Annotated in this window: 20 protein-coding genes; 11 read left to right on the forward strand and 9 right to left on the reverse strand. The window is 42.0% G+C overall.

Annotated elements, in window-relative coordinates; translation table 11 throughout:
* A partial coding sequence (locus ACESMA_RS18095) for a serine hydrolase domain-containing protein (protein WP_372950274.1) occupies positions 1 to 1,213 on the forward strand: 1,213 nt, incomplete at its 5' end.
* Here the strand turns inward: ACESMA_RS18095 and ACESMA_RS18100 are convergent.
* The 3 genes from ACESMA_RS18100 to ACESMA_RS18110 are packed head-to-tail and all read right to left on the reverse strand — an operon-like array spanning position 1,214 to position 7,431.
* Complete coding sequence (locus ACESMA_RS18100) at positions 1,214 to 2,281, reverse strand: VOC family protein (RefSeq protein ID WP_372950275.1); 1,068 nt, start codon at positions 2,279 to 2,281, stop codon at positions 1,214 to 1,216.
* Between the two features lie 20 nt (positions 2,282 to 2,301).
* Positions 2,302 to 3,096, reverse strand: coding sequence for an SDR family NAD(P)-dependent oxidoreductase (locus ACESMA_RS18105; RefSeq protein WP_372950276.1), 795 nt, complete (start codon positions 3,094 to 3,096; stop codon positions 2,302 to 2,304).
* A 42-nt stretch (positions 3,097 to 3,138) separates the two neighbouring features.
* Positions 3,139 to 7,431 (reverse strand): translocation/assembly module TamB domain-containing protein, encoded by a 4,293-nt coding sequence (locus tag ACESMA_RS18110; RefSeq protein ID WP_372950277.1) that lies wholly within the window; start codon positions 7,429 to 7,431, stop codon positions 3,139 to 3,141.
* Between the two features lie 237 nt (positions 7,432 to 7,668).
* On the opposite strand from ACESMA_RS18110, the gene tsaD reads away from it, so the two are divergent.
* From tsaD to ACESMA_RS18160, 10 genes are all read left to right on the forward strand, one after another.
* Entirely contained in the window at positions 7,669 to 8,721 is a 1,053-nt protein-coding gene (gene tsaD / locus ACESMA_RS18115) for a tRNA (adenosine(37)-N6)-threonylcarbamoyltransferase complex transferase subunit TsaD (RefSeq protein ID WP_372950278.1), read from the forward strand.
* 173 nt (positions 8,722 to 8,894) lie between these two features.
* Complete coding sequence (gene sfsA / locus ACESMA_RS18120; protein WP_372950279.1) at positions 8,895 to 9,587, forward strand: DNA/RNA nuclease SfsA; 693 nt, start codon at positions 8,895 to 8,897, stop codon at positions 9,585 to 9,587.
* A gap of 53 nt (positions 9,588 to 9,640) precedes the next feature.
* A complete protein-coding gene (locus ACESMA_RS18125) occupies positions 9,641 to 11,488 on the forward strand; it encodes a right-handed parallel beta-helix repeat-containing protein (RefSeq protein WP_372950280.1) in 1,848 nt (615 codons plus the stop codon).
* 67 nt (positions 11,489 to 11,555) lie between these two features.
* A complete protein-coding gene (locus ACESMA_RS18130; RefSeq protein WP_372950281.1) occupies positions 11,556 to 12,092 on the forward strand; it encodes a glutathione peroxidase in 537 nt (178 codons plus the stop codon).
* A gap of 61 nt (positions 12,093 to 12,153) precedes the next feature.
* Positions 12,154 to 12,405, forward strand: coding sequence for a DUF6364 family protein (locus ACESMA_RS18135; RefSeq protein WP_372950282.1), 252 nt, complete (start codon positions 12,154 to 12,156; stop codon positions 12,403 to 12,405).
* On the forward strand, positions 12,402 to 12,824 hold the full coding sequence (locus tag ACESMA_RS18140) for a type II toxin-antitoxin system VapC family toxin (RefSeq protein WP_372950283.1): 423 nt from the start codon (positions 12,402 to 12,404) through the stop codon (positions 12,822 to 12,824). The genes ACESMA_RS18135 and ACESMA_RS18140 overlap by 4 nt, the downstream gene beginning before the upstream one ends.
* The gene (locus ACESMA_RS18145; RefSeq protein ID WP_372950284.1) at positions 12,814 to 13,404 is read left to right on the forward strand and encodes a nitroreductase family protein; all 591 of its coding nucleotides are present in this window, start codon (positions 12,814 to 12,816) and stop codon (positions 13,402 to 13,404) included. The genes ACESMA_RS18140 and ACESMA_RS18145 overlap by 11 nt, the downstream gene beginning before the upstream one ends.
* Before the next feature lie 83 nt (positions 13,405 to 13,487).
* Positions 13,488 to 13,982, forward strand: coding sequence for a bacterioferritin (locus ACESMA_RS18150; protein WP_372950285.1), 495 nt, complete (start codon positions 13,488 to 13,490; stop codon positions 13,980 to 13,982).
* A 133-nt stretch (positions 13,983 to 14,115) separates the two neighbouring features.
* Entirely contained in the window at positions 14,116 to 16,071 is a 1,956-nt protein-coding gene (locus ACESMA_RS18155; protein ID WP_372950286.1) for a GNAT family N-acetyltransferase, read from the forward strand.
* Between the two features lie 2 nt (positions 16,072 to 16,073).
* Complete coding sequence (locus ACESMA_RS18160) at positions 16,074 to 17,318, forward strand: radical SAM protein (protein ID WP_372950287.1); 1,245 nt, start codon at positions 16,074 to 16,076, stop codon at positions 17,316 to 17,318.
* Between the two features lie 67 nt (positions 17,319 to 17,385).
* Here ACESMA_RS18160 and ACESMA_RS18165 read toward each other — a convergent pair whose 3' ends face one another.
* The 6 genes from ACESMA_RS18165 to ACESMA_RS18190 form a co-directional block, all read right to left on the reverse strand.
* Positions 17,386 to 19,560 carry a S46 family peptidase gene (locus tag ACESMA_RS18165; protein WP_372950288.1) on the reverse strand — a complete coding sequence of 725 codons (2,175 nt, stop codon included), beginning with the start codon at positions 19,558 to 19,560 and terminating at the stop codon, positions 17,386 to 17,388.
* Positions 19,561 to 19,807: 247 nt separating this feature from the next.
* Positions 19,808 to 20,545, reverse strand: a complete 738-nt coding sequence (gene cobA, locus ACESMA_RS18170) for a uroporphyrinogen-III C-methyltransferase (protein WP_372950289.1) — start codon at positions 20,543 to 20,545, stop codon at positions 19,808 to 19,810.
* Positions 20,527 to 21,366, reverse strand: coding sequence for a hypothetical protein (locus tag ACESMA_RS18175; protein ID WP_372950290.1), 840 nt, complete (start codon positions 21,364 to 21,366; stop codon positions 20,527 to 20,529). Before ACESMA_RS18175 ends, cobA begins: the two co-directional genes overlap by 19 nt.
* A 25-nt stretch (positions 21,367 to 21,391) precedes the next feature.
* Positions 21,392 to 23,089 carry an assimilatory sulfite reductase (NADPH) hemoprotein subunit gene (gene cysI / locus ACESMA_RS18180; protein ID WP_372950291.1) on the reverse strand — a complete coding sequence of 566 codons (1,698 nt, stop codon included), beginning with the start codon at positions 23,087 to 23,089 and terminating at the stop codon, positions 21,392 to 21,394.
* 17 nt (positions 23,090 to 23,106) lie between these two features.
* Positions 23,107 to 24,918 carry an assimilatory sulfite reductase (NADPH) flavoprotein subunit gene (locus ACESMA_RS18185; protein ID WP_372950292.1) on the reverse strand — a complete coding sequence of 604 codons (1,812 nt, stop codon included), beginning with the start codon at positions 24,916 to 24,918 and terminating at the stop codon, positions 23,107 to 23,109.
* Between the two features lies 1 nt (position 24,919).
* A complete protein-coding gene (locus tag ACESMA_RS18190) occupies positions 24,920 to 25,378 on the reverse strand; it encodes a bifunctional precorrin-2 dehydrogenase/sirohydrochlorin ferrochelatase (protein WP_372950293.1) in 459 nt (152 codons plus the stop codon).
* Between the last annotated feature and the right edge of the window lie 349 nt (positions 25,379 to 25,727).

The following is a 25,727-nucleotide window of genomic DNA, read 5'->3' on the forward strand; positions in this document are numbered from 1 at the left end:
TATCAAAGAAATGAAACGATTTTATCCTCTTTTACTCATTCTGGCGAGTGTTGGACTAATTCAGTTCTCCTGCTCCCAAACCAGCAATAACACCGGTTTAAATGGCCTTTCGGCTGATGCGCTGCAACTTGCCACCGAAAAATTGCAGGAATATATTGACAGCAGCAAATTTGCCGGAATTTCGGCTTTGATTTACAAGGACGGAGAAACGGTTTACCGTGAGAATCTTGGATACACCGATCTGGAATCGGAAAAACCGATGGAAGACAACACCATTTTCCGGATTTTTTCGATGACTAAACCCGTTACTGCTGTTGCTCTGATGACATTGTATGACCAGAGAAAATTTAACCTCGACGACAAATTATCCCAATTCATTCCTGAATTTACAGATACCAAAGTGTACAATCAGGAAACCAAAAGTATTGAACCGCAGAATAATGAATTAACCGTCCGGCATTTGTTAACGCACACCTCAGGAATCCCTTATGGTTGGGATCAAAATACGTATGTTGATTCACTTTACAGGGAATTGGGTGCCGGCGGCTGGGACGGAACCATTGGTGAGAAGGTAAAAATTATGGCTACAATACCTTTAAAAAATCAACCCGGAACCAAATGGGAATATGGCCTTTCTATTGATGTTGCAGGATACCTGGTTGAAGTTTTATCTGGAAAGCCACTGGATGAATACATGAAAACCGTGATATTCGATCCATTAGGGATGGATGACACCGGTTTTTATGCTCCGGAAGAAAAACACAACCGGTTATCCGGTTTATATTCCAGGCAATCCGGAAGCCTTGAACCAGCAAGAGGAGACATGAGTCTGGCGTTTAAAAATCCGGTAACCCTGTTCGCAGGTGGCGCCGGGCTGGTTTCCACCATGAACGATTATCTGGATTTCTGTAAAATGCTCTTAAATGGTGGAGAGCTTAACGGCACCCGAATTCTTTCTGAAGAGGCCGTAATACTTATTATGTCGAATCAACTTCCGTCAAATGTGACCTATCGGGAAAATATGGGATATGGTCTGGCAGGTGGTGTCAATTTGACCAATGGCGAGTATGGCTGGGCAGGGGCGGCTTCAACCAAATTCTGGATAAATCCGAAGCAAAACATGATTGTAATTACCATGGCACAACTCATGCCGGCTGATTATTCGTATGCCGATGCGTTTAAAAAAGTTGTGGATCGTGCGGTGGTGAATTGATTATTTATCACGTACCCGCATAAACCTGAACATTTTCAACAACCAGTTGGGTAGTGGATGATGTCCCCGTTTCCGAAAATCAACAAACCAGCCAATCTTTTTCAGGATAGGAATTTTGTGCGTTTCCACAAACTCGATGAGCGTTCCTTCCGGCGCCTGAATGTAGGCAAAGTTTCCGGCAGCTTCGCCCATGTCGAAACTGTCCGAATCGCGGGCGCTGTCAACAGTAAACGGGAAACCGGCTTCCTTCACTTTTTCACGAAATTCGTCCATTCCATTGATGTCGTAACAAAGGTGGATAAAACCCGGATCGCCCCATATTCGGCCTTCATAAATATCACGAGGTTCGCGGTCCAGCGCTTGCACCAGTTCGATATAAGAGGAACCAAAAAACGGACTAAATGCGCCACTTTTCACATCGGAGTGTTTTAAAAGTACCCTTCTGAATTTCCCTTTACCACCCGGAAGTTTTGTAAAATCAGAAAATGAATCGGTTCTATCGTAAACTATTTTGTCGTATTGAAGAATATCCCGGTAAACTTTCAAACTTTCGTCCATGCTTTTTACGCCAACCACAGCTCCCAACACTCCACCGTTTACCGACTTTTCGCGCCTGAAAACTTCACGTTCGTGTTTTACTTCCCAAAGGTTTTCGTAAGGATCTTTAAGGTAAAAATGTTCGTTTCCGGAAGGGTCTTTTGAAACTTCCCCCAAAATATTCAGGCCCGATTCTGAAAATTTCTGAAATGCTTTTTGGATATTATCGGTTTTCAGCTTGCCAATGTTGATACCCAAATCACCCAACTGAATTTTAAAACCTGCTGGTTCGGGTATTTTGCCTTTGTGCTGCCATATTTCAAATCCGCCACCACCACGCATATTCAGTGCAAGAACAGCATGTCTCGGACGCGGTTTCCCCCCGGTGTGGGGCAGCATGAGTTCAGCAACCGCCTCATCTTCAAACATCCGGATGTCCATTGCAAAATGCTCGCGGTACCATTTCCAGGCTTCCTGAAGATTTTCCACGCCAACGCCCAACTGTTGTATTCCGTTAATTTTTCCTGTCATTTTTTAAAAAATTCTTTTTCTCACAATGGTTTTACCCTTGAAGCCATATAGTAATACAAAAATGGAAAAAAGCGGCGGATATACACCATTATCAAATCAAATCCGCCCACTAAAATTTCTTTTCGTTCTTTTTCCAGCTTTCTGCAAATTTTACGTGCAGTCCAGTCGGCACTTTTTCCTTTGTCCTGCCCCTCGTCCATTTGGCCGTGCGGATTTCCGTTTTTATTCAATGCGTTCAATGATACGTTGGTTTTTATTCGCCCCGGAATAATAACCGAAACACGAACGTTATTCTGCAAATTTTCTGCTCGCAGGCTTTCGAAATATCCGTGAAGTGCATGTTTTGAAGCCGAGTATGCAGAACGGTATGGAAATCCAAATTTCCCAACAATACTTGATGTTACCGCAATTTGTCCTCCGTCATTTTCAATCATCCAGGGCAAAATGGATTTTGTAAGCGCTATGGTTCCGAAAAAATTCACCTCAAAAATTTTCCGGTCAACTTCCAATGGCGTTTCACTGACAAACGAACGCTGACTTATTCCTCCAAACTGATACAATCCGTCGATTTTAATTTTTTGGGAAAGCACTTTATCTGCGGCTTCAAGTACCGAATTTTCGTTGGATAAATCGAAGGGAATAATCTGAGTGCTGCTTCCGTTTTTCTGACATCTTTCAGCTACTTCTTTCAATGCTTTTTCATTTCTTCCTGAAAGTATTAAAAACGCTTTGTGTTTTGAAATTTCCAAAGCTACTGCTTCACCTATGCCCGAAGAAGCGCCTGTTATCCATATATTTTTTCCAGTGAATTTCATTCCAGCCAGATTTTGAAGCCAACGAAGATAGCAGAATAACCATTATTCATCCTTTTTCCGCGAAAAAATTGCTTTCATTTTATCCAATAAATCATCAAAAGTATTGTATTCTTCTGTAAAAGTAAAACCAATTCCCTGAGTGTAAGGAGATGTTTCGTATATCAAATTATTGTTTGAACGGTTGTAGGCTTTAAAACGAATTTTCCCATTCGAAATGAGTTTTACGTTCACATCGAAATCGCCCACCAACTGGCTGTTGTTTCCCGAATTCGGATTATTATTGTTTCCGATATTTCCGTTTAAAGTAACACGGTCGTTAAACATTTGCGTACTGAGTGCCAGTTCAATTTCGTCGTTGGTAATCTGGTTTCCGGGCCGGTAGTTTAATCCGATATCAACATTGCTGCTAATTTGCGACAACCAGTTGCTTAACTGATTCGAAAACAGCTCACTGGCTGTTGTGCCAATCAGATTTGGGTTTTGAGCCTCGTAAGTTCCGCGCAGATATTCCGGAGTATAAAACTTACCCAACACTACCAGCGACAGAATTTGTTTATTCATTTCCTCGGGTGTGTTAAAATATTGTTTTACTTCTTCAACCAGCCGGTCTTCAACTGTTGGGAATTCAATTTCAAAATCAATGCTGGGGTTAGACAATTCTTCCGTGAGAATAATTTTACATTCCACCGGAATACGCTGACTTTGATAGATATTGGCGTATGAATCTACCAGCAAATCGTAAAGTGATGCCTTAAGTTTATAAACCGCATTAATGTCAATAATGGCATTGTACGGATCGCCCGACCACGTGATGGTTCCTCCCTGCTCAATGGTAAAACGCTTGTTTATAACATTCTGGAGTGTGAAAAGATAATCTCCACGTTCAACAGTATAATTTCCTGAAAGGGTAATATCGCCGTCGTTATTCATACCAAAACGTAAAACACCTTCTCCCTGTGCACGAATAATATCGCCAATTTGTGCATTGTAAATCAACTGAGCTCTGGCTTCGGGAGTTGCCCTTATGGTGAGGTCGAGGCTAAAATCGCCGTCATCTTTTTGCGGAAATAGAAATTGTTGTCTCACACTATCTTCAGTAGAAACAAACTGAATGAAATCGTACCGTTCCAGTTCACTTTCATTATCAAGAGAAATGTTTACATTGGTTCCCAAAAGTGTGGTACCTGTACCAGAAAGTCTCACCTGTTTACCTCGCCCTGTAATATTTAAGCGACCATTGGTAATTACCTGGCCGAAAAACTGCGGATTATTGCGCACTGTGGTATTCATGGCAGTTAGCCGGGTGGAATATGCTGCCAGGTTGTATTGCATATCCTGAAAATTTGTATGCACTATTGTTCCCTCAAACGTTCCCCGGTTACCAGCCAAATCTTTTATTGAAATCCGGTCGAACAGAATTGTATCGCCTTTAAAATAAACCGAATCGGTAAAATTATAGCTCACCTGAGTGAAATCGATGGTAAGTCCGGCATTATAAGCTTCCACAGCGCCGGTTAACAAAATTTCGTCAGGTGATCCGTGTATTTTTAGTTTTCCGGTGCCATCGCCATGAAAATTGGAAAAAGAATTTCGAATTACCGTTTCCAAAACTACAAGTGAAAGATGATCGAATTCGGCATGATACAATAGTTCCCGGCTTTCAGGATCATAATAGCCGCTTGCGAAAAGTTTTTGTTGTTGGTTATTTTCAATTTTCATCTCCGACATAAGTACCTGGTCATTCTGGTCCCATTGATTTAGCAACGATACATTCCCAATATTCTGGTCTCTGAAAGTAAACTGGCCAATTTTTAAATCGGAAAACAAGAGCCGCTGCCCGTAAAAATCCTGTAACTGGGCTGTTCCGTTTAATGTTCCTTTCAAAGGCAAATCTTTTTCAAAATAAGCAACAAATTTGCTCAACGAAATATTATCGAGAAGTATCATCATCTTACTGGAGTCGTTTTCAGCAATTAAGCCATCTAATATTATTTGCTGATCGCCCCCCTGAATTTTCAGGTTGTTGATTTTAATACTCGAGCTGTCGATTTTTGCTGTAAAAGAATTGATTTCCCAGAGCGAATCAGCAACAAATATTTGTGAAGGAGAACCTTCTGTTTCAATCTGAAAATGTGATGTTTGCGGATCCTGTTTTAGTTCGGAATGAAGCATTATTTTTCCGCTGTATTTTTTTCTGTCCTCTTCCCCCCATTCAATCGTATTCAGAATAGTGTTGCCGGAAATTTCAGAATCAAGGGTGAGGTTGTCCAGTTTCATTCCGTTTTTTAGATGAATTTCGCCAAGCCTGAAACGCGAAATATACACATCGTCTCTGGGACTGTTGCCAATAAAAATATTCCGAATCATTACATTTTCGGTTTGAAATCCGGGAATGCTTCCCTTCAGCTCAAAAACCGAATTCTCGGAATCCATTTGGCCGTAAAGTAAAAATGGTGTTTCAATTTTAATTCCAGGTAAAAACACCGTGGTCAGTTCATCCACGTTTTTCACATCAAGCTGGTATCCAAACTTATTTGCCTTTACTTGTTCCTGCGGATTGTAACCAACCGTTGGGAGGTATTTGTACATGCTTTTTTCCAATGCATCCTGAATGCTTTGGGCATAAAAACTGCCATTAATTTCCAAATCAAAAAAGTCGGATGAAAAAGTGAGGTAATTATTCAATCCGCTGGCAATCGACTGCAATTCCATTCCTCCCAGGTTTAAATCACCGTTCCGGTTTTTATATATTCCGTTTTCAACTTTTATCTGCCCGGCAAGGTTATCAATTCTGTTTCCAGAGAAATTGGCATTCATTAAAAATGCCAGTTCAGCATTAGGGAATTCTTCGCTCAGGTTTAATTTACCCAACAAGGCCTTTTGCAGGTCGAGCCTGAAATCAAAAACAGGAACATCGGGATTAAAATTTACTTTTCCCAAAAAGTCGAATTGCAGGTTTGAGTCGTTCATAACAACCAAACCATCGAACATTCTGTTGTTCAGCACCCCGTCAAGGCGAATATTTTCGTATGAATAATCTTTAAATTCCACTTTTGAAACTGTTCCCTCAAATTCCCCCGAAACCGTTTTGTTTTGTATTTCATAAATTCCGTCCACCCGGCTGTTAAACGAAATGTTACCCACCAATTCGCTATCCAGCAATTCGCCCAACTTAAAATCCTGTGTAGCAATTTTTCCGCGGTAAGTTACACTTCGCCTTTCGTCGGGCACAACGGAAAGGTCAGTGGTTATTCTGCCCATTTTACTGGTCATGGTTCCGTAAGCAACAAAATCGGTTAAAAACCCGGTAAAATTTCCCCTGTAGGTTACCAGTCCGGCCTCATATAGTTCCTCCGGAAAACTCAGGAATTTAATTTTCCCGTTTCCTGGAAGTTTAATCCGGCTAAGTTCCCGGAATGAAGTACGCGACTGTTTCAAATCAAGAAACAAGTACATGGTTTCTTGATTTGTTATTTCGTTAACATAAAAATCCATCAGGGCATACGTATTTTTGCCGGTTGCCAGTTCCAAATCTTTTCCCCGCAAATCATTAATTGTACCGCTTATTTGCCCCGAACAATCAACAACCTGTTCCATTCCCCTGAGCGAAGAAACAAGTAATGCAACATCGTAAAAACTGATTTGGGAATGAGAAAACTGAAAATCAAACTGAATAGCCTCTAAAAAATTATCACTTGAATCAGGTAATTCAACAAACAAATCACTTTGCAAAATTTCGGAAAAACCGGTTTTCAGGTTAAAGTTCTGGAGATGTATTTTCCTATCGGCAATTGAAAAAATGGTATTGAAATCATTAATCCGAAACTCTTTCCCATCATTTAACGCCAACTGATTAATTTTCATGTAGGCAGAATCGTTCTGAAAGAAAAAGTCGGAAACAGTAAATTGAAAATCATCTATATTCAAAACCTGCGGTTCCGGTTGATATAAATCCTGAAAAACAACCGACGCATTTAAAAAATTAAATTTATTGCAGCTAAAAAGCCACTCATTGGGCTGCTTTTCATTGCTTTTAAGCGAATCAAAAATAAAACCAAAATTAAAACGATGAAGCGAATCTCTGCTGGTTCTTAAAGTTGTCCCCTCAAAAGTAAGTTGATCCAAAACCAACTTTTGCTTTCTGATTTTCAGGGAGTCAATATGTGCAGAAACTGACTGCACAAACAACAAAGTATCAGTCTGTTGGTCTTCTACCAGAATATCTTCAAGAATCACCCTTTTGAAAAAAGCAATATCCACTTTTCCGACTGAAATTTTAGCCCCGGTTTTTTCCGACAAATGAGTTGCCAGGCGTTGCGTCAGATAGGTTTGCACCTTACTGCTTTGCAAAGCCCAGTAAGCTCCTCCGAACATCCCCACGATGAACGCTAAAATAATAAGTGTTATTTTCCAGCCTTTTTTGATAATTTTGCTTTTTAAAAAGTGTGACGAACTTAGCCTTTTCCCGGAACAAAATCAGCAATAAATCAGTTGATTTATCAACCGGTGACGTTTAATAATTTTCACAGATTGTTTACGTTCTCAGGTTCGGTTAAAAATATGTAACGAAAAATGAATGAAAAATATATAAATGACAAAAAAAATGCCAGCATTACTATACTCGGCATTGAATCTTCGTGCGACGACACTTCGGCGGCTATTATTCGCGACGGAGTTATTTTGTCGAATGTGGTGGCCGGGCAAAAAGTACATGAGGAATACGGTGGTGTGGTGCCTGAACTGGCATCGCGGGCGCACCAGCAAAACATCATTCCGGTGGTTGACCGGGCCATTGTCCGCGCCGGAATTTCCAAAAACGAAATTTCCGCTGTGGCTTTTACCCGCGGGCCAGGATTATTGGGATCGCTTTTGGTGGGAACCTCCTTTGCCAAAGGATTTTCGCTGGCAGCAGGTATTCCGCTCATCGAGGTAAACCACTTACAAGGCCATGTGCTGGCGCTTTTCATTAAAGAAAAAGTGGGCGAATACAATCCGCCAAAATTCCCGTTTTTGTGCCTGCTGGTTTCTGGGGGAAATTCGCAAATTATATTGGTTCACGACTACCTGCACATGGAAGTAATTGGCCAAACCATTGACGACGCTGCAGGTGAAGCTTTCGACAAATGCGCCAAAGTGATGGGACTTCCCTACCCCGGCGGCCCGCATGTTGACCGGCTGTCACAGCAAGGCGACCCGCACCGGTTTACTTTTTCAAAACCGCGAATTGCCGGGCTTAATTACAGCTTTAGCGGACTCAAAACCAGCTTTCTCTATTTTCTTCGCAATAACCTGAAAGAAAACGAAAATTTTATTGAAGAAAATCTGAACGATTTGTGCGCATCGCTGCAGCATACCATTATCGACATACTGCTGAACAAGCTGAAAAAAGCCGCCAAAGAAACCGGCATAAAAGAAATTACGGTTGCGGGTGGTGTTTCAGCAAATTCAGGACTGCGAAATGCACTGAAGGAAAACGCGAAAAAATACCACTGGAACCTGATTATTCCCAAATTTGAATACACCATGGACAACGCCGCCATGATTGCAATTACGGGTTATTACAAATATCTGAATGTAGAATTTGCCGGACAGGATGTGGTGCCGTTTGCACGGACGCAACTGTGAGTTAAGAATTCGAAGTTCATAGTAATTTCAATGTCCGGTGACAGAACTTATTTGCACCACTGTCCCCCTGCCAAGGGGGACGAGTCCCGGTTTCCCGGGACGGAGGGGGTAAAAATTCGGTGGTGGATGACCAAAAGTTTGATGTTATAAATTTTGACGTTATAAATACGAGTATGGAATTTCAGGAAAAATTAATTCACGGAACGCTAATCAAACGGTATAAGCGTTTTCTGGCAGATGTAAAATTAGACAATGGCGAAGAAGTGACTGCACATTGCACCAATTCAGGTTCGATGAAAAGCTGCCTGAAAAACGGAGCCGAAGTTTACCTGACCCCGGTTACCGATCCGAAACGCAAAACCAGGTTCACCTGGGAAATGATAAAAATTAACGGCGACTGGGTGGGCATTAACACAGGAAATCCAAACAAACTGGCGTTTGAAGCCATTTCGAGAGGAGAAATTCCCGGATTGGAAAATTATACTGCGGTTAAGCGCGAAGTAAAATTTGGCGATTCCCGATTTGATGTATTCGCAGAAAACGAGTCGAAAAAATGTTTTGTGGAGGTAAAAAATGTTACACTTAAAGAAGGAAAATTTGCATTATTTCCCGATGCTGTTACAACCCGCGGGCAAAAACACCTGAAAACTTTGATGGAAGTGAAAAAACAAGGATTACGGGCAGTAATGCTTTACATTGTGCAGCGCTCGGATGTGGAAATTTTTGCTCCTGCTATGGAAATCGATCCTGATTATGCCAAAGCCCTGAAAGAAGCCGTTTTAAATGGTGTGGAAGTGATCGCCATGCAGGCAAAAGTTACGCCCGAAAAAATTGAACTAGTCAAAAAACTTCCGGTGAAAATTTGATTAAATTCCGCAATTTCTTCTAATTTTAAAAGCCTGAATCAAAACATAACCAGATGAAGGCATTCATTTCAAAACCAGTTATTCTCTTCCTTGCAATTATTTTACAGGCATTTACAAGTTATTCTGCCGACTTTTTTGTTTCTCCGAAAGGAAACGATTCCAATCCGGGAACACGTGAAAAACCGTTTGTCTCCCTTGAACGAGCCAAACAAGCAGCAGAAACCAGTTTCCGGCAAACTCCGAATGAAGATTGCACCATCTGGCTTGATGATGGAAAATACAACATTTCAAGGCCTGTTAATTTCAATGCTGAGAATTTTGAGAACCTGACAGGAAACCTCTTTTTCAAAGCTGTAAGCGGTAAAACTCCGATCATTTCCGGAGGTATTGAAATTACCAAATGGCAAAAAAATTCAGATGGATTGTGGAAGGCAGAATTACCGCAATCCTATAAAAATGAAAAACCTCCCCGTGAACTGTTTGTAGAAAATCGGCGGGCTGTTCGCGCCCGATTTCCAAACGAGGAATATCTTCGCGTGAGTAAAGTTGGTGCCGACCGACGCACACACTTCTTTTTCGAACCAGGCGATTTTCCCATTCCTGAAAATGAAAAAACCGTTGAACTGGTGCTGCTTCACGACTGGTCCATCTCCCGAATTCCGGTAAAAGAGATCGACCGCGGGGAAAACAAACTTACTGCAGTGGATTCCATCGGCGCCAAAAGTCCGGCATTTTTTAACCTCGACCACTGGGAGCCCGACCCGCGGTACTTTTTGGAAAATGCCATGGAGTTTCTGGATGCAGAATATGAGTGGTTTTATAATTCCGAAAAAAAAACCATTTACCTAAAATTGCCTGAAAACGAAAATCCAAATGAAATGAAAATTAACATTCCGGTTTCCGAAGGTTTGGTTTTACTTACAGGAACAGAAAATCAACTCCTGAAAAACATTCATTTTGAAGGTCTAACTTTCCGGCACTCAGCGTGGCAAATCCCTGAAACCGGCTACTGCGGTGTTCAGGCCTGCCATTTCGACCCGCGGCCCGAATACGGCGGATGGGCGGTTGTTCCGGCCGCCATAAAGGGAGAATGGATTCAAAACTGTTCGTTTTCAAATTGCAAATTCGAAAACCTGGGAGGAACAGGAATCTGGCTGGGGACAGGCAGTTCGAATTGCAGTGTTTCAAATTCACATTTTTCCGATATTTCAGGAAACGGAATGATGTTTGGCGAAGGCCGGGACCGTGAGGTTAACAGTGAAAAATGGTGGCAATCAGCGCCGGAGCAGGTTGCGTTGGGAAACACAATTGAGCATTGCACGGTTACGGAATGTGGCAAACAGTTTTACGGCGCAGTGGGCATTTGGTGCGGATTAACAGCCGAAACTACAATCCGAAACAATACTATTTTTAATCTGCCCTACACCGGAATTTCCATTGGCTGGATGTGGAGCCCAGTTCCAACTCCCTGCCGGGAAAATGTTATAGACGGAAACCACATTCACCATATTATGAGAACATTAAGTGACGGTGGTGGCATTTACATGCTGGGATTGCAACCCGAAAGCAAAATTCTGAACAATCACATCCACGATGTCAGCCTGAATGTGGGCCGGGCCGAAAGTAACGGCATGTTTCTGGATGAAGGAACAACTGATGTGGTTGTGGAGAACAATCTCATTTACAGCATTTCCAAATCGCCGTTGCGTTTTCACAAGGCAACAACCAATCTTGTAAAAAATAATTTCCTGTTTTGCGGCGAGAATGTTCCGCCAATCCGCTATAATAATACCAAAGAGGAAGATATTGAAAAGGTTGGAAACCAGATTTTTTATGAAACCGATTCAGATTTCAGGGAAAAGCTGAAACAAGTTATTTCGGCATGGAAAATAAATCGTTGAATACAATTCGAGCCAAAACATTTTGCTTAACTGATTGTTCTTTTTGTATAAAAAAATAACGAAAGAGATGAACAAATTAATTTTAATTTTCAGCATGATAATTTTATCAGGAATTGTTTCGGCACAAAAAACATTTCATGATTTTACCGTGGAAGACATTGAAGGAAACAAATTTGAACTTTCGGGCCTGAAAGGGAAAAAAGTGTTGGTGGTAAATACCGCTTCGAAATGTGGATTAACTCCACAATACGAGCAGTTGCAGAAAGTTTATGAAATGTACGGCGGCGACGATTTTGTTATCATTGGTTTTCCGGCCAACAATTTTATGAAACAGGAACCCGGATCCAATGAAGAAATTGCAACATTCTGCCAGAAAAATTATGGCGTAACTTTTCCCATGATGTCGAAAATATCAGTGAAAGGCAGCGACATGCACCCGCTTTACAAATGGCTCACTTCCAAATCGGAAAACGGTGTGATGGATTCAGAAGTTGGCTGGAATTTTCAAAAATACCTGATTGATGAAAACGGCCACCTGGTTGACATGGTGGAACCCAAAGTAAAACCCAACGACGAGAAAATCTTGAGCTGGGTTAAAAATTAAAAACCAACTGGTTTTGTTTTTACGTGAAGAATTAATATTTTTGACGTATAAACAAAAGCAGATGGAAACAAAACTTACACTTCATTTTGACAAAGGCGTGATTGAAAGCGCCAAAGCATTTGCTGCTGAAAACAACATCAGCCTCTCAAGGTTGACCGAATTTCTTTACCGGCAAATTACATCTGGCAATTACAAAACCCTTGAAGATTTTCCGGTTGCCGATTGGGTTAACCAGGTTGCAGAAGGAGAAGCGGTGTATAAAAAACGCACCCGAAAAAGCACCAAAAACGAATTCTTCAGTCAGCAGAAATGAAGGTTTTTATTGATGCCAACGTCATTATTGCTGTGTTGAATAAGGAATACCCGCTATTCACCTGGGCTTCACGCTTATTGAGTTTGCAGGGTAAAAATAATATCACATTGTTTACTTCGCCATTATGCCTTGCCATAGCTTTTTACTTTTCCGGCAAAAAGAGTGGCGAAAAACTGGCTAAAAAGAAAATTGAACAGCTTTGCCGGAATATGCAAATTACAACAATTGACGAAAAAATTACAACTCAGGCCATTTCCAATCCGCAAGTGCATGATTTCGAAGATGGGTTGGAATATTATGCAGCACTTTACCATAAATGTAATTTCATCGTTACAGAAAACAAAGAAGATTTTTATTTCAGTGAGATTGAGGTTTTAAGCTGTGAGGAATATTTAAAAAAATTGAAAAATGACAAATAATTCAGAAAAAATAAAACTAAACGAAGCCATAAAAAACCGTTGGAGCCCGCGGAAGTTTAAAGATAAACCTGTGCCTGATAAAATGCTGGAATTACTTTTTGAAGCTGCACGAAGGGCGCCATCATCAAGAAACGAACAACCCTGGCACTATTACGTTGCAAAAAAGCAGGATGAAAGTGCCTTTAATCGTTTATTTGAATGTTTAACAGAAGGAAATAAAGTGTGGGCTAAAAGCGCTCAGGTGCTTCTGGTTTCGGTAATGAAAAAAAACTTCGATTACAAAAATCTACCCAATGGAAAAGCATTGCATGATTTGGGCGCCGCCAACATCTCCCTGGCCATTCAGGCAGCGGAAATGGGTTTACAGGCGCACCAGATGGGTGGATTCGACAAGGAAAAAGCGATGAAACTTTTACAGCTTGATAAAGAAAATTTTGAACCGGTGACTATGATTGCCGTTGGTTTTCCGGCAGATGAAAAATCATTCACAGAAGAAGACAAAAAACGTTTGGAACAGCATAAAACAAGAAAAGAACAAAGGGAATTTGTATTCAGGCTACATGAGCAGAAATTAAGTTAATTTAAATTTGAAATAAAATAACCTTCTATTTTTTCAACGGTGATATTTTTGTTATTTTCACCAACAAACTAAAATTCAACAATATGAAAGAAAAAAGCATTGAATTATTAAACGCGGCAGTAGCCGACGAACTTACTGCAGTTCATCAATACATGTATTTCCATTTTCATTGCGACGACCAGGGGTACGACCTGTTGGCCAATCTGTTCAGGAAAACAGCCATTGAAGAAATGATGCATATTGAACGGCTTGCAGAACGTATTCTTTTCCTGGGTGGCGATGTGGAAATGAAAGCATCGAAAGAAAATGTGGAAAAAATTCACGATGTGCGTGAAATGCTCGATTTGGCGACCAAAATGGAAGAATCGAGCGCCAACGATTACAATAAATGGGCAAACGAATGTTCACAAAATAACGATTCGGCTTCGAAAAAACTTTTTGAATCGTTGGTTGACGATGAAGAGCGTCATTTCGACCAGTACGACGATGAAATTGCCAACCTGAAAAAATTTGGCGACAATTATCTAGCACTGCAGTCGATTGAACGAAGCAAAAATATTGGAAGCGGCGGTGAATAAGCCGTTTCCAGCTTTTCTCAATTAAGAAATGGCAATCCTGAATATTAAAAATTCGGATTTGCCATTTTTTTTGTAAATTGAATTTTCAAATCAAAAATAAATTACATTTGAACTGTTTTTCTTAACACAAATAATGAAGACAATTATCAGAGAATCAGAAACAAACGATTTAGGCTTTCTTGAAGAACTAGAAAAAAGTTGCTTCCCAAAATTTCAACAGAGTACACGCCGGGCAATCCGGTACAGTATAACAAGCCCCCTGCAAAAAGTAATCATAGCAGAAATCCAAAACGGAAAAGAGAAAAAACCGGTTGGCTCGGCCACATTTTATATTTATGCCAAAACACTCCGCATTTTTTCTATTGCCGTACTGCCGGTATATCAGGGGCAGGGAATTGGTAAACAATTGCTTGAACATGCCCTTAACCTCGCCCGATCACGAAAAATCGGCCGTATCTCACTCGAAGCAATAAAATCGGAGCAACCTCTGATTCAGTTTTACAAAAACGCAGGGTTTAAAATAACCGAAGAATTACCAGACTATTATTTAAAAGGTGAGCACGGTCTGCGTATGGTTCTTCAGCTTGACGAAAACAGTGACAAACAAAGCATTTCAAACATCATTATTGTGAGAAATCCCAAACACTGGAATTTGCAAATTGAGGGTGTGGAAGTAGTTTCATCGAGAAAATACATCACTGGACCGGAGTTTCAGTCGCTGAAAAACGTACGTATTTTTAACCTGAGCAACTCTTACCAATATCAGAAAATGGGTTATTACGTTTCGTTGCTGGCTTCTGCCCGCGACCATCGCGTGATTCCCAACGTAACTACCCTGCGCGATTTTAGCAGTCAGTCACTGGTGCGGTCGCTTTCGGAATATATTGACGATGACATTCAGAAAACCCTGAAACAGGTTGAAGGAAACAAGGTGAGCATTTATGTTTATTTTGGGAAGTCGGTAAACCCGAAATTCAGGCAGTTGGCACAAAAACTTTACCACTTGTTTGAAGCGCCACTTTTGCAAATCGATTTTGTAAAAACAGAAAAATGGCTCATCCAAAAAGTAACTCCGCACAGTCTGAAAAAAGTAAATCCTGAACATCTGGAAAAAGTGCAGGAATTTGCCAGCGATTATTTCTCTAAAAAAAGGTTTACACGACCCCGCTTTAAAAACTACAAATACGACCTGGCCATTCTGGTAAATCCCGAGGAAAAAAATCCTCCTTCATGTTCTGAGGCTTTGCAGAATTTCAAAAAAGCAGCAGAAAAAGAAGGATTTTACACGGAATTTATTACAAAGGAAGATTTCAGTCAGCTATCGGAATATGATGCCCTTTTCATCCGCGAAACCACCAGTGTAAACAATCACACGTATCATTTTTCACGTGCAGCTTATGCTGAAGGCCTGGTTGTAATTGACGATCCGTGGTCAATTTTGCGCTGCTCCAATAAAATTTTCCAGGACGAACGATTAAAGCAGAATAAAATAAAAACGCCGGGAACCGTGGTGCTATCAAAATCAGCTTACCGCAAATTGCAAACAGCACATCTTACTTTTCCGTTGGTGCTGAAACAACCCGACAGCGCTTTTTCTCTGGGTGTTGAAAAGGTGACTACCCCGGAAGAACTGGATGCCTCTCTGAAAAAGTTATTTAAAATTTCGGACCTGGTAATTGTGCAGGAGTTTATGCCTTCGGACTACGACTGGCGCATTGGTGTGCTCGACCAGGCGCCGCTTTATGCCTGCAAATATTACATGGCCAAAGACCACTGGCAGATTTACGACTGGAAAAGCGAAAACAAAAACAACTGGGGAAATGTGGAAACTGTTCCGCTCAGCGATGTTCCGCCAGCGGTTATTAAAACAGCGGTAAAAGCTGCCTCGCTCATTGGCGACGGCCTTTACGGTGTTGACCTGAAAATGCTGAACAACGAGGTTTATGTAATTGAAATAAACGACAATCCGAATATTGATGGAGGCATTGAAGACAAAATTCTGAAAGATGAATTGTACAGCAAAATAATGCGCTCGCTGGTTAACCGGATTGAAATCAACCGGAACATTGCACAGTTTGTAACGGTTTGAATATGAATCCATACTCCGTTTATTTAAACAATCTCGTTAACAAAAACAAAAGCAATTTTGCCGAATATCCTAACATCAAATGGCTGAACCCTTACCACGCTTTGCAGGCTCAGGAAATAAGGGACAAGCTAATATCAGCATTGGCAGAAAACCTGTTGTTTAAAGAGACGAAACCCATTCACCGTCAAATTTCTGAAGGGTGCAAACTATGCGGACAAGGACTTTGGAGTTGCCTGTTTATCACAAACAAATGCAACGCCAATTGTTTTTATTGCCCCTCAGCCCAGCTTAAAGACGAAGTGCCGGCAACACAAAGCCTCACATTTGAAACAGCAGAAAGTTACGCTGACTATATCAACTTTTTCGGTTTTAAAGGCGTGAGTTTCAGTGGCGGCGAACCTTTGCTTTTTTTCGACCGGACACTCCACTACCTGAAAACCATTCGAAAAATGTGTTCGCCGGATTTATATATCTGGATGTACACCAATGGTATTCTGGCTGATGAAAATAAGTTCAGAAAACTGGCTGAGGCTGGTCTCAACGAAGTAAGGTTCGACATTGGCGCCACCGGCTACAAGCTTGATAAAGTTAAACTGGCAAATGGGATTATTCCGAATGTGACCATTGAAATTCCGGCTGTTCCCGAAAAAAAAGAATTGCTGAAACAACTGCTTCCAAAAATGATGGAAGCCGGTGTGACCAACCTGAATTTGCACCAACTCCGGTTAACAAAACACAATGCGCCAAACCTGCTAAAACGAAACTACACGATAATTCCGGCAGAACAACCGGTTGTTCTTGAATCGGAGCTTGCAGCTTTGGAAATCATGCAATTTGCCCACGAAAATAATTTGAAAATTGGCATAAACTACTGCTCATTTTTCTTTAAAAACCGGTTTCAGCCGGCAGGTTTTCGCCGGATGTTGGCCAAAACACTTTCCACAACCGGCTCAGCCATTACCGAAAAAGGATTTATCCGTGAGTTTTCTGAAAATTCAATCGGCTTTAAAGCATTGACCATTTCCGAAGACAAACCGTCCGGAAACAATTTTACAGAGCTGCAACTTCCGCATAAAACCTGCTTTGTAAAAACAGAAACCGCTATGAAAAATCAGTTGTTGGATTTCCAGTCAAAAATTTACGTTGAAAATCTGATTCAGAATGAACCGGCAGAAATTCCGGAGGATGAGCTGCTGTTCCAAATCTGGCAGATGGAATATATTGAAAAGGGATTGCGGGAATACTAATTTTTGAATGCGTGAATGAGGAAATTTCTGACTAAAAACGTAAAGCATTCAAAAAAATGAATGGAGATTATTCCAGTGCCACTTCCACTTTTTCGCCAACCAGTTCCATTTCTTCCAGTAAATAACCTGCGCCGGCAAACTTGTCAATTATGAACAAGGCGTAGCGGATGTCGATGGCAATATTGCGCGACTGCTCCGGGTCATACATGATGTCGCTCATGGTTCCTTCCCAACAGCGGTCGAAATTTACGCCGATTAATTCCCCCTTCGCATTCACCACCGGACTCCCTGAATTTCCACCCGTTGTATGGTTTGATGCCGTAAAACACACCGGAAGGTATCCTTCGCTATCGGCATACTGTCCAAAATCTTTTGAACGGAAAAGTTCTTTTAACCGCTCCGGCACATTGTAATCGTAAATCTCCGGATTGTCTTTTTCCATGATTCCATCCAGGGTGGTGTAATGCTTGTATTTTACACCGTCGCGGGGTTCGTAGCCTTCCACTTTTCCGTAAGCCACACGCAGGGTCAGATTCGCATCCGGGTAAAGCGGCTGGTCCTCTTTCATCTGCATAATTCCGGCCATGTAAATTTTCATATTCTGATTTATCCGGTTATTAAGCTCATCAACTACGGGTTTAATATTTGTTTCGTAATGAAAATTCAACCGGTTGTACAATTCTACCAGCGGGTCTTTCCTAAGTTTCAATAATTGCTTTTCATCTCCCTCCTCAAGTAATGCTTTTAGCTTTTGTTCATCTGCAAGCAGCGACTTTTGATAAACTTTTCGCACCAGTTTATCTCCGCTGTTTTTTGCCAGAACTTCGTTTAAATATCCGGGAAGGAATTCAGATTTTAAATCGCTGGAAAGTAATGACAGCAGCGTCTCAAAAAGCTGTTCATCCACCGGCTGGTGGTAATCTTTAAAAAAGTTCGACAAATACTCCGAAGTGCTTTTCAACTGTCCTTCAATCCGTTTATCCTGTTTATTTTCAATATTTTTGATGATGTCGTTCACCCGCGATGCCACCTGAAAAATTTCCACCCCGCGTAACACGATTTCAGAATAATAGTCGGAGGCTTTAATGAAATCTTTATACAAAAAATATAACGCATCGAAGTTTTCAAACACTTGTTGGTATTCACTTTCCCAGGTTCCGTTGGTTTCGGCCCATGATTTAAATTCTTCTTCAAAGACCAGTTTTTTATTTACGGCATCCAGCCGCTCAAGGCCTAAAATTTCGCCCTGCCATTTTTTCCAGGCATTGCTGATGGAGGCATGTTTAGCCGAATACTGAATGCGTACTTTCGGGTCCGACTCCATGGCCTCCTTAATAATTTCAAGCTTTTTATCGCGAATGGCAATCCGGTCGGGGTCGCGCTGGTTTTGAATAATATCCACCTCATGCGAAGGAATGTATTGCATGGTGCTTCCCGGATTTCCGAAAACCATGGTAAAATCGTCTTCCTGAACACCATCCAACGAAATGGGAAAAAACTTCTTAGGCTGAAAAGGCACATTGTCGGGTGAATAATCTGCCGGTTCGTTGTCTTTACCGGCATAAACCCTGAACAGCGAAAAATCGCCGGTATGGCGGGGCCACATCCAGTTGTCGGTATCGCCGCCAAACTTGCCTATTGCCGAGGGTGGCGCACCCACCAACCGCACATCACGGTAAACTTTGTAAACGTACAAATAGTATTGATTGCCATAAAAAAGCGGCTTCACCTGCGTCATGTATTTTCCTTTTTCCGAAGCCCTGCGTTCTAGTCTTGAAGTATTTTCCCTGATTTTTTTCTCCCGTTCTTCCGTTTCCAGAACCTCAGTTCCACCCAAAATTTCGTCGGTCACATCCTCCATAAATTCCAGAAAACGCACTGAAAGACCTGGATTAGGCAACTCCTCTTCCCTGTTCATGGCCCAGAAACCATTGGTCAGATAATCATTTTCAAGCGAACTGTGCGACTGAATTTGCCTGTACCCGCAATGATGATTGGTAATGAGCAATCCCTCAGACGAAATCATTTCGCCGGTGCAGCCACTGCCAAAAACAACTACCGCATCTTTCATGCTGGCGTTGTTAATGTCGTAAATATCCCGTGCAGACAGTTCAAATCCCATCTCCTGCATTTCGGCCAGGTTGTATTTTTCCAGTAACAGCGGAATCCACATGCCCTCTTTAGCCGAAAGCGAACCAACTATAAAAATTATAAAAAGGACGGAAAGCTTTATTCTTCTCATTTCTCTGGTTTTTTCACATGAAATGCAAAAATAGCAAAAGTCAGATGATGGGAAAGGAAAATAGAATTTCCATGATATTAATTTAGCCCAAGGGTTTTTCAACAAAATTTTCAAATGGCAATCATCAAATAACAAATAAACTCCAAATTCCAATACCGCCAGGAACAAATAAGTTATTGGATTTTAATTAATTGTGTTTTGGGAATTATTTGTTTTTTGTGAATTTGTTATTTGGTCTTTAAAGATTTCATATCCTCACCGCGTTCTCCCCCACAATCACCAACGAAGGTGTGCACGGTCTTTTTTCTGCCAGAAACTTATCCACATTTTCAAGAACAGTTGAATAGCTGCTTTGCCCGGGCTGCGAAATTTTACACAGAATTTGAACCGGAATTTTTCCTGAAATTCCGTTTTCGAGGAGTTTCCCCGACAGTTCAGAAAGATGGTGCAAACCCATGTATAAAACCACGGGCGAACCGGTTTGTAAAACGGATACCAGTGGCTCCAACTGCGGGAAACAGTCGTTATCTTTCCGGCAGGTGTAAAACAGCAGCATGTTGTTTTTACCGCGCTCGGTTAGCGGAACGGAAAACAATGAGGAGCCTGCAACAGCCGCAGTTACTCCGGGAATCACTTCATAGTTCAGGTTGTTTGTTTTGCAAAACCGGATTTCCTCTGCGCCACGGCCTAAAATCATGGGGTCACCGGTTTTCAGACGCACCACTTTTTTGTCTTTAGCTGCCCAGTGCAGAAAAAGCTGATGAATGCCGTCCTGCCGTTCCACCTGGTTTTGACCATCGTTGTTCAGTTTTCCCACATACACTTTTACCGTGCCGGGTTTGGCCAGCTTCAGCATTTCGTCGCCAATCAGGGCATCGTACAGAATCACGTCGGCATCCTGTAGTCGCCTGAGCGCTTTTACGGTCAGCAATTCCGGGTCGCCCGGGCCGGCGCCCACTATCGATATTAAATGCGGTAATCCCATTCCTGCAACTCTTTAAGGTAAACCATCGGACTGGGGTATTTAAACGAATAACCCAATCGCTGAACCAGTTTTTCGCTGTTTATAATTTTATAGTTTTCCTGAACATCTGTGAATTCAGGCGCCGGCAAATCGCTCACTTCAGCAGCTTTGGTGTAAAACTCTTTTTTGGTGGGATGGACCGGACTGCAGGCATTAAAAACTTCGCCCCAAATTTCTTTTTCAATAATTTGGGAAAGGATGTCAACACAGTCATCGCGGTGAATGAGGTTTACCGGTGTGTTGGCCGGAATATTTTTCTTTCCTGCCAGAAACCGTCCCGGATTACGGTTGGCGCCAATCAGTCCGCCAAACCGAACAACTGTGGTTTGAAAATCTTTTTCAGCAAAAAGTAATTTTTCAGCATTCAATATTGCGCCACCACTTGGTTTTTCCGGCTCGCCTTCATCACCCTCGCGCACTTCTTTATTGGCCGGTTCATAAACAGAAGTGGAGGAAACAAAAAGCACTTTCGGGATTTTCATTTCCCGGATGAGTTCAATGATTATTTTTATCTGCCCCGGAAAAATTTCGGTAATGTTTTCCACCCGTTTGGGCGGAATGGCAATCACCAGCACATTGGTATTAAAAAAGCTGAAATAGTCGATATCTATCGATTCGGGTTCAATCCGGATGTAAAACGGTTGAATTCCGGTAAATTCCAGTTCGTTGAGACGGTCATTTGTGCTGGTTGAGCCTTTCACGATGTAGCCTTTTTGCAGCAGGTTTTTCCCCAGTGCAGTCCCCAGCCAGCCGCAGCCCAATATGGATATTGTTGTTCGCATACTTTCTTTTTTTGATGATGAATTATCAGTGGCGAAATTCTTTGCCTTCCTTTATTTCTTTCACATATTTTTTTCGAATCACAAAATCGCCAAACCGTTCGCCATTATTTCGTGTTCCGGCAAAATCCTCAATTAGCGTCTCCAGTACTTTAATGATTTCGGCTTCGGAAATGTTTTCGCGGTAAATATTATTTAGCCTGTCGCCTTCGAAACTGCCGCCCAGGTAAAGGTTGTAATGTCCGGCTGATTTGCCTATCAAACCAATTTCGGCCAGGTAAGGCCTTCCGCATCCGTTGGGACAACCCGTCATCCGAATAACGATATCTTCCTTAAACAGGCTGTTTTTTTCAAGAATTGCTTCTATTTTGGTAACCAGCGTTGGTAAATACCTTTCGGCTTCGGCAAAGGCCAGCGGGCAAGTAGGCAGCGCCACGCAGGCGATTGAATTTTTCCGTAACCCGGAAAGCAATTCGGGTGAAACCCTGTACTTTTTCAGAATGGCATTTATTTTTGGTTTCACTTTTTCTGAAACTCCGGCAAAAATAACATTCTGGTTTCCGGTTAAAATGAAATTTCCGTCAGTAATTGTTGCCACTTCCCGCAAGGCATCTTTCATCTTTTTATCACCTGAATTTTTTACGCGGCCACCTTCCACAAAATAGGTGAGGTGCCATTTGCCGTCGGTTCCTTTTTGCCAGCCGTAATTGTCACCGGTGTGGGTAATTTTGAATGGCCGTGCCTTTTCAAGTGAATAACCGAGGTATTTCTCCAATTCAGATTGAAACCAGTCAAGCCCGCGGTGATCGATGGTGTATTTCAGCCGGGCCACTTTGCGGTCTTTGCGGTTGCCATTGTCGCGCTGAACGGCCACCACTTTTTCGGCTACGTCAATCACCTGTTCCGGTTTGCAGAAACCGATAACATCTCCGGCACGGGGGTACGTTTCGGGAATGCCAAACGTGGAACCCAGACCGCCGCCAACCACCACGTTGTAGCCAACAATTTTCCCTTTTTCAATGATGGCGATAAATCCCAAATCCTGGGAGAAAACATCACAATCGTTGTTGGGTGGAATAATGATACCGATTTTGAACTTGCGTGGCAGGTAGCGGTTGCCGAAAAATGGTTCCACCGTTTCGCCGCCAGCCACCAGCTTTTTATCGAGCCAGATTTCGTGGTACGCTTTTGTTTCGGGCAACAAGTGGCGACCAATCTTTTTTGCCAGGTCAATCACCTCCGGGTGAAACGGCGATTCGGCCGGATTGGCATGGCACATTACATTCCGATTCACATCGCCACATGCTGAAATGGTATCGAGCAAACTTTCGTTGATTTTCTGAATGGTCGTTTTCAGGTTTTTCTTCAGCACCCCATGCAACTGAAAAGTCTGGCGGGTAGTCAGCTTCAGCGATCCGTTGGCGTATTTATCAGCCAGGGAATCCATATTCAGCCATTGTTCAGGTGTAACCATTCCGCCGGGCATGCGCACCCTGATTAAAAACGAATACGCCGGTTCCAGCTTCTGTTCCTTCCGTTCCTTGTCCAAATCGCGATCGGTTTGCTGGTAAATTCCGTGAAATTTTGAAATTTGTGTATCATTCGAAGCAATAGCGCCGGTAACCGGGTCAGCCAGGCTTTCCGTTAACGTTCCGTGCAAAAAGTTGCTGTCGTGTTTTATTTTTTCTACTTCCGAAAGTGTTTGCCAGTCAATTGTTTCGCTCATTTTATTCTAATTTTGATTTAATACACATCCACCTGGTACCGTTTTTCGCGTTTCAGGTTTTTCAGGTATTTTTCAGCCTGTTCTTCACTTATTCCGCCCTGGGTGCGAATAATATCCAGCAGGGTTTTGTTCACATCCTTTGCCAGGTTTCGCCGGTCGCCACACAGGTAAATAACAGCGCCGTTTTCAATCCATTCAAATATTTCCTTTTGATTTTCATTCAGTTTATGCTGAACATAAATTTTCTCTGGCTGGTCGCGCGAAAAAGCAACTTCCATTCTTTCCAGAAACTTCTTTTCCCTCATTTTCAGCCATTCGGCCTGGTACAAAAAGTCGGAACCAAACCTGCGGTCGCCAAAGAAAAGCCATGTGTTTCCGGTTATCCCCAGACTTTCGCGGTGTTGCATAAATGCCCGGTAAGGCGCAATTCCTGTCCCCGCTCCCACCATAATCATTTTGGCGCCGTTAGCCGGCAACCTGAACCCGGGGTTCTTTTCAATGTAAACCGGAATTTCATCTTCAATATCAATTTCACCAGCCAGATTGGAAGAACATGCCCCGGTGCGTTTCCGGTTTTTCTTTTCGAAATTCACTACCGAAACGGTAATATGAACCTCCTCGCCCACCCGTTCCATGCTTGAAGAAATGGAATACAACCGCGGAGGAAGGGGCCTCAGAATATCCAGCAGTTTGTTTACGTTCCAGTCAAAAGGAAAGTCCTCCAGCAGGTCGAGCAAATCGCTTCCATACAGGTATTCATCCAGCTTTTTATCGTTTTCCAGCAGCTTTTTAAGCTCCTGGTTTTTTGTTTGATCATAATACTTCTGCAACATATCAAAAGTTACCACGGTAACCTCGAAACGGTAGGTGAACGCATGGAGAACAGAAACTTCATCTTCTTCGCTAAACACTACCTTTTTCTTTGGGTCGAAGCCTGCTTTCTGAATAATCTGTTCAACCAGTTCGGGCGGGTTTTTCGTAAAAATTCCAACGGAATCTCCCGGCTCGTAAGTTAATCCTGAACCTTCCAGAGAAAGTTCCAGGTGATAAACCTCCTTATCCGAATCGCGCCCTGTAATCCTGACTTTATCGAGTACTGTAGCATGGAAAGGGTTCTTTTTTGAAAATTCCTCAACCAGGGTTTCAGCCATCCGATCGACTGCCGGTGCATTGGTTTCCGTTTCAAATGCGGGCGCTGTTTGAGGTGGAGTCAGATTAAGCAAAAGATTGTTCATCCAGACCTCGGCGGGAACTTCATAGTTTAAATCGCATTTTACCAGCGGAGTTACAGAAAATGCACCGCTTTTTTTAATGGCATTGTAAATGTCGTCACCAGTCTGGCAGAAATTTCGGTACGATTTATCACCCAGTGCGAGTACCGAAAAGCGCAAATTTTCGAGCTTCGGAAGCCGTTTTCCGGTTACAAACTTGTGAAAATCTTCAGCCATATCAGGCGGTTCGCCCTCGCCGTGTGTACTAACTATAATGGCCACATTTTCTTCATCCTTTAGTTTCCTGGGGTCGTAATCGTACATATTCAGCAGGTTCACCGCAACATTTTTAAACAAGGCCTTTTCCTTTAGTTTATTGGCCAGTTCGCGGGCATTGCCGGTTTCGGTACCGTACAAAATGGTAAGGTTAGCAACCGTTTTACTAACAGCCGCCTCAGCAGCAGCCGATTCTGCGTGAATTGTTCCTCCGTTCATTCCAGCCAAACGGCCTTCCAAAAACCCATTCAGCCAGGTAATTTGTTCGGCTGTTACCTCTTTAACCAATTCATTTAAAGCTATTTTCTGCTTTTCTGTTAATGGATTCGATTTGTTACTCATTCTAATTGTTATGATATTTTTCTGTTAAAAATTCTCTTATTTTATTCCGAAGCCTGATGGATTCATACACATCTTCGCCATTGGAACTCACGGCAACCGAAATGTTTCCGTTGCGGTAAATGGCCGGCGAAATGAACTGGCATAGCGCGGGTTTGTCGTGAATGTTAACCAGCACACCCGCCTCGCGGCAGTCGGCTTCAATTTGACGGTCGAGCGCTTCGTTGTTGGTACACGAATAAACCAACAGGTAGCCATTCAGAAATTTTTTATGGTAGGCTTCTTCGAAAAAGGTCACCCCGCTTTGTTTAATTTCAGAACAAACTTTTTTGGCCAAAATTTCCACATCTGCTCCAAACCGTTGCAAAATCTGCAGTTTTTTCAAAGCGCTTTGGTCGCCTCCCACAATAAGGATTTTTTCGCCTGAAATATTAATGGCTATGGGTAAAAAATTCTTTTTCATCTCCTTTAAACCAAAAAGGCCCCTCCACTCTCGCAGAAGGGCCTTCGGCCTTATTTAAAACTATCGCTGTTTAAACATCATACCTTCTGCATAAATTTAACTTTGCAACACATACACATCATACATGTCATCAGGTTCATTTTTATGTCAGAAGAATTTTTTGTCATTTTCAAATTATTCGTGTGACTTTTATCACATTTCATCGGTGCAAATGTAAACGAATATTTCAAAAATCAAATACCTTTTTGTCTTTTTTTAAAGGAATTTAATTTTGGTTCAGGTTAAAAAGATGAATCAAGAATGTTTAATACATTTGTAATCATCGAAAAAAAACAATTAAATATGAAAC

It is taken from the genome of Mariniphaga sp., assembly GCF_041687215.1.
In the GTDB taxonomy this organism is placed as follows: domain Bacteria; phylum Bacteroidota; class Bacteroidia; order Bacteroidales; family Prolixibacteraceae; genus Mariniphaga.